The following is a 6,276-nucleotide window of genomic DNA, read 5'->3' as shown; positions in this document are numbered from 1 at the left end:
TTATCATAAGCTGGAGAAAGTTGAAACCAATTGTCTGGAGCAGGTGTTGAATTTGCTCTTTCGTATTTTTTTAAAACTCTAAATAACAAACCTACATTTTTTGCTCTATTATAAGGAGGTTTGCCTATAGAATTTAATATTTCTAAAGCCTCTTTGTCATTTTTGTCTTCTGCCATTTTATAAATTTTAGTATAAAATTCTTCATCAATAGTAGAATTAACAATTTGTGAATGTCCAACATAAGCATAAAAAAGATCTGGTTGCTTTGTCACTATTTTTACTCCAAGTGCTGAACCCCAAGATGTGCCAGTAAGTATGATTTTTTGTTTTCCTAAATGTTTCAAAAGATATTTTGATACTTCAACTCCATCACTAGTCATTTGTTCGATTGTTAAAGGATTAGCTTTCAAATATTCAGGAGTTAATTCTTCAGGCGGTGAATTTTGTCCGTAAGTTCTTCCAGTTCCTCGCTGATCCCACTGAACAATAATAAAATCCTTTTCTAAATCTTTGTATAAAACATCAACGTAAGGACTTATTGGACTTCCTGGTCCTCCGTGAATAAACAATATAATAGGTTTCGAACTATTTCCTTTTATAGTAATCCATTGTTCAATACCGTTTATTAAGACGTATTTCTCTTCAGAAATTTGATTTTTTAGGTTAGAATCATTTTCTTTTAATTGTGCTAAACAAAAGAAAGGTATTAGAAATAAAATAAATAAAGATGTAATTTTCATAGTTTCAAATTTTTAATTGTTAGTATTAATTTGAAGCAAAATTGCACCAGAAGTTTAATATTGGCGACCGAATGAAAAAAGGCGAACCAATTTGTAGTAATTAAATTAGTTCGACTTTGTTTTAGTAACGTTCGACTTTTTACAAAGCCTTTATAATTATGAGTTTCTGAATTCTGTAGGGGTTTGATTGGTGTATTTTTTGAAAGCAGTATTAAAAGATGATTTTGAATTAAAACCCACTTCATAAAGAATTTCTAAAATAGTAAACTTACTTTTTGACGGATCTTTTAAAATTTGCATGGCTTTTTGTATTCGATACTCATTTATGAAATCAAAAAAATGTTGATTCATGTGATGATTAATCAAAATAGATAAATCTCGAACAGGAATAGTAACTTGGTTAGATAATTCTTGTATTGTTAATGATGGTTCGAGATAGGATTCGTTTTCTAAAACATATTTTTTTACATATTCAATTTGTGAAATGATTTCTGCGGATTTTGGAGCTTCGAATGATTCTTTTTCTGTTGAAACGATTTTTGTGTTTAGGGTTTCATTTACCAATAACATATTTGAATCGACACTTTTAAAAAGCTCAGGATTGTTTAACGCTTTCAATACAAACCAGCAACTTATAATTAACGCAATCGTTCCAATACTTAAATTCGACGAGTTGAGAAGCACGTTGTAATCAGTATATCTTATCACAGATTTAAAGAAAACAATACAATGAGCAATTAGAAAAAACACAGTCATTTGAAACAACCATTTGTAGGATGAGTTATTCGCATTGGTATAATTCTCTAAATAAACTTCTTTGTATTTTTTTAGAATTATAAAAACCGAAATAATATAAAAAGCATATTGTAGCTCTGCCAGAATATAGAAAAAGCGTATTTCTAACATTTGCTTAAAGTGCTCATAAATATAAATAGTATCAACTGTGGTCGCTAAATAAAACCTTGGAATAAATACTAAATTTGCAATTGAAAACGGAATTATTAGTGCTAAGTGTTTTGGTTTTAATCGAAAATCTGAATGGCAAACTGCTTTTACATACAAATAGAAAATGGGCATGATTAACAAACTAGCTGTCATTCTAAAAACTTCAAACTTCAAATTAGTTTCAAAATATTTGTCGGTAAAAAAACTACTCAAATCGAATGCTGTAAGTATAAGAAAACTCGCAAAAAGTCTGTTTGAAATCTTGTTTTTTGTATTTACTGTTAGCAAAAATAAAGCGAGAAGCAACATTACAAAAACGTTAATTAGAGTAATAGTATTTAAAAAATCGGATTTATCCATTTAGTTACTTTTGTTTAATATATACATTCAAATATACTCATATTAATAAAAAAATCCTGAACTGTTTTTACAATTCAGGATTCATTTATATTATTATATTTTTTAAACTTTTTCTAAAACCTTAGTATTGTCATACCCAAAAAGATGGTCTTTTTTTATTAACTCTGCAATACCTTCAGGAAGCATTTTTTCCCAACCTGGCGTTTTATTGTTAATCATTTTAAGGACTTCACGAGAGAAAATTTTAAGGTTTTCTCTTTCATAATCTGTAATATCCGTTACTTTTCCATTGTAGGCAAAGAACTTATATAATTCCTTCATACGAGGATGTACTTTTAGGTTTTGTGAGTTTACCACTTCGCCGTTTTCATCTTCCATAGGATATAAGAAAACTTTTAGATCACGGTAAAATAATTTACCAAAAGCCTCAAGAATTCCACCGCTTAAATGGCGATAGTATTTCTCATCAAAAACATCAATTAAGTTGTTTACACCTAACGCCAATCCCATACGAGCTTTGGTATAATTAGAAAAATATTCAACTACTTTAAAGTATTCTTGAAAATTCGAAATCATAACCGTTTGTCCTAATGCACAAAGCAATTCGGCTCTATCCATAAAATCTCTTTCGTCTATTTCTCCGTCAGAGCGAAGATTAGAAAGCGTAATTTCGAATATGACTAATGTGTTTTCTTTCTTTACTTTATTTCCATCTACAAACATTTGTAACGATTTCTCGTACATATCCATATTAACCTTAGTTACAGGACGGAAACTTCCGCGTAAAGCCAATATGTTTTTTTTGTATAAAACAGCTGCTGGTAATATATTTTTTCCCGTTGGATCAAACATTACAGCATCGGTCATTCCATTTTTTACTAATTGTAAACTCATTAATCGATTATCGACATCTGCAAATCGAGGACCTGAGAAATTTATAGTATCTATTTCTAGTTGGTCTTTATCTATGTGATCGTACAAATAACGCAACAATCTTTTTGGGTCATTGTATTTGTAAAACGCACCATATATTAGGTTTACACCTAGTTTTCCTAGAGTCTCTTGTTGCAGTTTTGCATCAGTTTCTTTAAAACGGATGTGAAGTAATATCTCGTTATAGCTTTCGTCAGAATCTATTTGGTATTTAATTCCTACCCAACCGTGACCTTTAAATTGTTTTGCAAAATCTATCGTAGCCACAGTATTAGCATAACTAAAAAACATTTTTGTAGGATGTTTTTCTCTATCCAAACGCTCTTCAATTAAATCAATTTCATGATTTAACATTTTTCGCAAACGATTTTCAGTTACATAACGGCCATCATCTTCAATACCGTAAATAGCATCACTAAAGTCTTTATCATAAGCAGACATTGCTTTTGCAATTGTACCAGAGGAACCACCAGCTCTAAAAAAATGACGAACAGTTTCTTGTCCAGCACCTATTTCTGCAAAGGTTCCGTAGATGTTATCGTTAAGGTTAATACGCAAAGCCTTATCAGTTGTTGAAGGTATTTGTTCAATAACTTTGTCTCCTTTTAGCGTAATTTCGTTTTCTAAATTTCTCATCATTGGGGATAATACATTGCAAAGTTAATAAAATAGAAAGCTTTACATAAAAATAATCTTTATTTTTGTAAAAAATAATTTAATTGAAAGTCAATTTTTTAGGTACTGGTACTTCTCAAGGCATTCCTGTTATAGGAAGTCAGCATTCTGTTTGTCATAGTTTAGACACAAAAGACAAGCGTTTACGTGTTTCTGTTTGGATCGAATGGGAAGATAAATCATTTGTAATAGATTGCGGTCCAGATTTTAGACAGCAAATGTTGATTTCTGGTTGTCAACACATTGATGCTATTTTATTTACGCACGAACATTCTGATCATACTGCAGGTTTAGACGATATTCGTCCGTTTTTCTTCAAGCAAGGAAATATTCCTATTTATGGGCATACTAGGGTATTGAATAATTTGAAAAGACGTTTCGATTATATTTTTGAAACGGAAAATAAATATCCAGGTTCGCCAGGTGTTCTTCCTATAGAGGTAGTAAATAATATTTCTATTGTCATTGATTCAAAAAAAATAATTCCAATTAATGTTATGCATGGAAATTTGCAGGTTTTCGGATATCGATTTGATAATTTTGCTTATTTAACTGATGTAAAATCGATTGAAAGTGAAGAAATTGATAAACTAAAAAATCTGGAAGTATTGGTTATAAATGCCTTGCGTGAAGAACCACATAATACACATTTTAATTTGCAAGAAGCCTTAGATTTTATTACTATTGTGCAACCAAAAAAAGCGTATTTAACTCATATTAGTCATATTCTTGGTTTTCACGAAGAGGTTCAAAAAAAACTACCTAATAATGTGTTTTTGGCTTACGATAATTTAATAATTAATATATAAAAAATGAAGAAACTGGTTTTATACGGATTGATATTTTCTGTCTTATTGAATATTTTTCAATACATGTATTCGACAAAAAAATTTAATTTTGATGCAGATCGTGCAGAAAAATTTAGAGTCAAAATGACTGACAGTCTTACTAAAATTGTTGACGAAAAAGAAGATGGTGATTATTTTTCGTTAGCTCATAATGATAAAGCTATTGACTATTTAGAAAATTACGATGTAAATAAATTAATGCCTCAAATAAAAGAGAAATTAATGGATTTGAACTCAAATCCTGCTGGAAACAAACTAATTCCTTATGACGGAATGGTAATAAATAAAGTTCGATTCTTAAACCACCGTTGGATAATTGCTGATTTTACAGGCACGTCAGGTTGGGGAGAAATCATTATTAAATATTTTATAGAAAAAGATGATTCCATAACTTTTGAAACAGCTGAAACATTACTTTATCCGCAACAGTAATTTTTAAACACAAAGTTCATGAAGACTTACATATGTGTTCTTCTATTCTTCGTGAATTTTGTGTTTAAATTTTTTCCAACCAATTCTTTAAATCATAAAAATTTTGTGGAGAAATTCCATGTCCAATAGGGTATTCTTTGTACACGTTTTCAATTCCTAAAGTATCTAACATAGGTTTCGCTTTTCTAGCCCAATCTACAGGAATAACTTGATCTACAGAGCCATGAGAAGCAAAGATTTTTAGTTTGCTAAAATCATTATTTTCAAAACCTTCTTTTGTAATTTCAGTATTAAAATAACCACTCATAGCAACCACACGTTGTATTTTTTTAGGATAAGATAAAGCAATTGCATAACTCAAAATGCAACCTTGACTAAAACCTACAAGTGTTATATCATTAGCATCAATTGGGTAATTAGCAATTAATTCATCTATAAAATTAGCTATTAAATCTCGAGAAGTTCTAGCTTGATCTAAATCTGAAAATTTGTTTTCATCAGCATCAAAATTTATAGCATACCAAGCATAACTTCCGTGCATTAAGTTATAAGGTGCACGAGCCGAAATTACATAATAATGGTCTGGTAATTCATTAGCAAAAGAAAATAAATCTTCTTCGTTGCTACCATAACCATGAAGTAATACTAATACTGGATTCTTACCTAATTTTATTTTTGGTTCTCTAACGAGATGATGTAATGTCATGGTTTATATTTTTTATCAAATAGTATAGTTTCTTTAGACGACACTATTGAAAAAGCTAGTTGTATATTTTCTCGTACAGTCCGTGGTATTTTTCTAGGACTACTTTGCGCTTTAGTTTTAATGTTGGAGTAAGATGACCAGCAGGAATTGTCCATAAATCAGGTGTGAGTTCAAAACGTTTTATTTTTTCCCAATTACCAAATTTCTCGTTTAATAAATCTACTTCTTGTTGAATTCGTTCAATAACTTTTGGATTGGCTATTATTTCTTCATTTGTATTCCCTAAAGTTATATTGTGCAATGTTGCCCATTCTTTTATGAAATCAAAATTAGGTTGAATGAAAGCGGCAGGCATTTTTTGACCATCTCCAATTACCATAATTTGCTCTATAAAACGGGACTGCTTCATCGTATTTTCTAGTAATTGTGGTGCAATATATTTTCCGCCAGAGGTTTTAAACATTTCTTTCTTACGATCTGTAATTCTTAAGAAACCTTCACTATCAATTTCTCCAATATCTCCTGTATGAAAGTAACCTTCTTTAAGAACTTCTTTTGTTTGTGCTTCGTCTTTATAATAACCCATCATTACATTTGGTCCTTTACAAAGAATTTCGCCATCCTGAGCAATTTTTAC

At 30.1% G+C, this 6,276-nt stretch carries 6 protein-coding genes and 1 pseudogene; 2 read left to right on the top strand and 5 right to left on the bottom strand.

The window, feature by feature from the left end; translation table 11 throughout:
- The 3 genes from ACHZC3_RS13355 to ACHZC3_RS13345 form a co-directional block, all read right to left on the bottom strand.
- On the bottom strand, nucleotides 1-740 hold a 740-nt coding region (locus ACHZC3_RS13355; protein ID WP_394760385.1), incomplete at its 3' end, for an alpha/beta fold hydrolase.
- Nucleotides 741-896: 156 nt separating this feature from the next.
- The gene (locus ACHZC3_RS13350; protein ID WP_394760384.1) at nucleotides 897-2,045 is read right to left on the bottom strand and encodes a helix-turn-helix domain-containing protein; all 1,149 of its coding nucleotides are present in this window, start codon (nucleotides 2,043-2,045) and stop codon (nucleotides 897-899) included.
- A gap of 102 nt (nucleotides 2,046-2,147) precedes the next feature.
- The gene (locus ACHZC3_RS13345) at nucleotides 2,148-3,614 is read right to left on the bottom strand and encodes a TonB-dependent receptor (RefSeq protein ID WP_394760386.1); all 1,467 of its coding nucleotides are present in this window, start codon (nucleotides 3,612-3,614) and stop codon (nucleotides 2,148-2,150) included.
- Nucleotides 3,615-3,697: 83 nt separating this feature from the next.
- Between ACHZC3_RS13345 and ACHZC3_RS13340 the strand changes: the two genes are divergently transcribed.
- Both ACHZC3_RS13340 and ACHZC3_RS13335 read left to right on the top strand, forming a co-directional pair.
- Nucleotides 3,698-4,462 (top strand): MBL fold metallo-hydrolase, encoded by a 765-nt coding sequence (locus tag ACHZC3_RS13340; RefSeq protein WP_394760383.1) that lies wholly within the window; start codon nucleotides 3,698-3,700, stop codon nucleotides 4,460-4,462.
- A gap of 3 nt (nucleotides 4,463-4,465) precedes the next feature.
- Nucleotides 4,466-4,933, top strand: coding sequence for a hypothetical protein (locus ACHZC3_RS13335; RefSeq protein ID WP_394760382.1), 468 nt, complete (start codon nucleotides 4,466-4,468; stop codon nucleotides 4,931-4,933).
- Between the two features lie 64 nt (nucleotides 4,934-4,997).
- Here the strand turns inward: ACHZC3_RS13335 and ACHZC3_RS13330 are convergent, their stop codons facing one another.
- Together ACHZC3_RS13330 and ACHZC3_RS13325 are read right to left on the bottom strand one after the other, a co-directional pair.
- The gene (locus tag ACHZC3_RS13330; protein WP_394760381.1) at nucleotides 4,998-5,639 is read right to left on the bottom strand and encodes an alpha/beta hydrolase; all 642 of its coding nucleotides are present in this window, start codon (nucleotides 5,637-5,639) and stop codon (nucleotides 4,998-5,000) included.
- Between the two features lie 55 nt (nucleotides 5,640-5,694).
- Nucleotides 5,695-6,276, bottom strand: a pseudogene (locus tag ACHZC3_RS13325) (long-chain fatty acid--CoA ligase); the annotation flags it as partial.

Source organism: Flavobacterium sp. (assembly GCF_043720215.1).
GTDB lineage: Bacteria > Bacteroidota > Bacteroidia > Flavobacteriales > Flavobacteriaceae > Flavobacterium.
Note: the sequence above shows the minus strand (reverse complement) of the source record. Positions and strands in the feature narration are given on the sequence as shown.

Coding starts and splice junctions, on each gene's coding strand:
- ACHZC3_RS13330 (WP_394760381.1), bottom strand. CDS start 5,639: ATGACATTACATCATCTCGTTAGAGAACCAAAAATAAAATTAGGTAAG.
- ACHZC3_RS13335 (WP_394760382.1), top strand. CDS start 4,466: ATGAAGAAACTGGTTTTATACGGATTGATATTTTCTGTCTTATTGAAT.
- ACHZC3_RS13345 (WP_394760386.1), bottom strand. CDS start 3,614: ATGAGAAATTTAGAAAACGAAATTACGCTAAAAGGAGACAAAGTTATT.
- ACHZC3_RS13350 (WP_394760384.1), bottom strand. CDS start 2,045: ATGGATAAATCCGATTTTTTAAATACTATTACTCTAATTAACGTTTTT.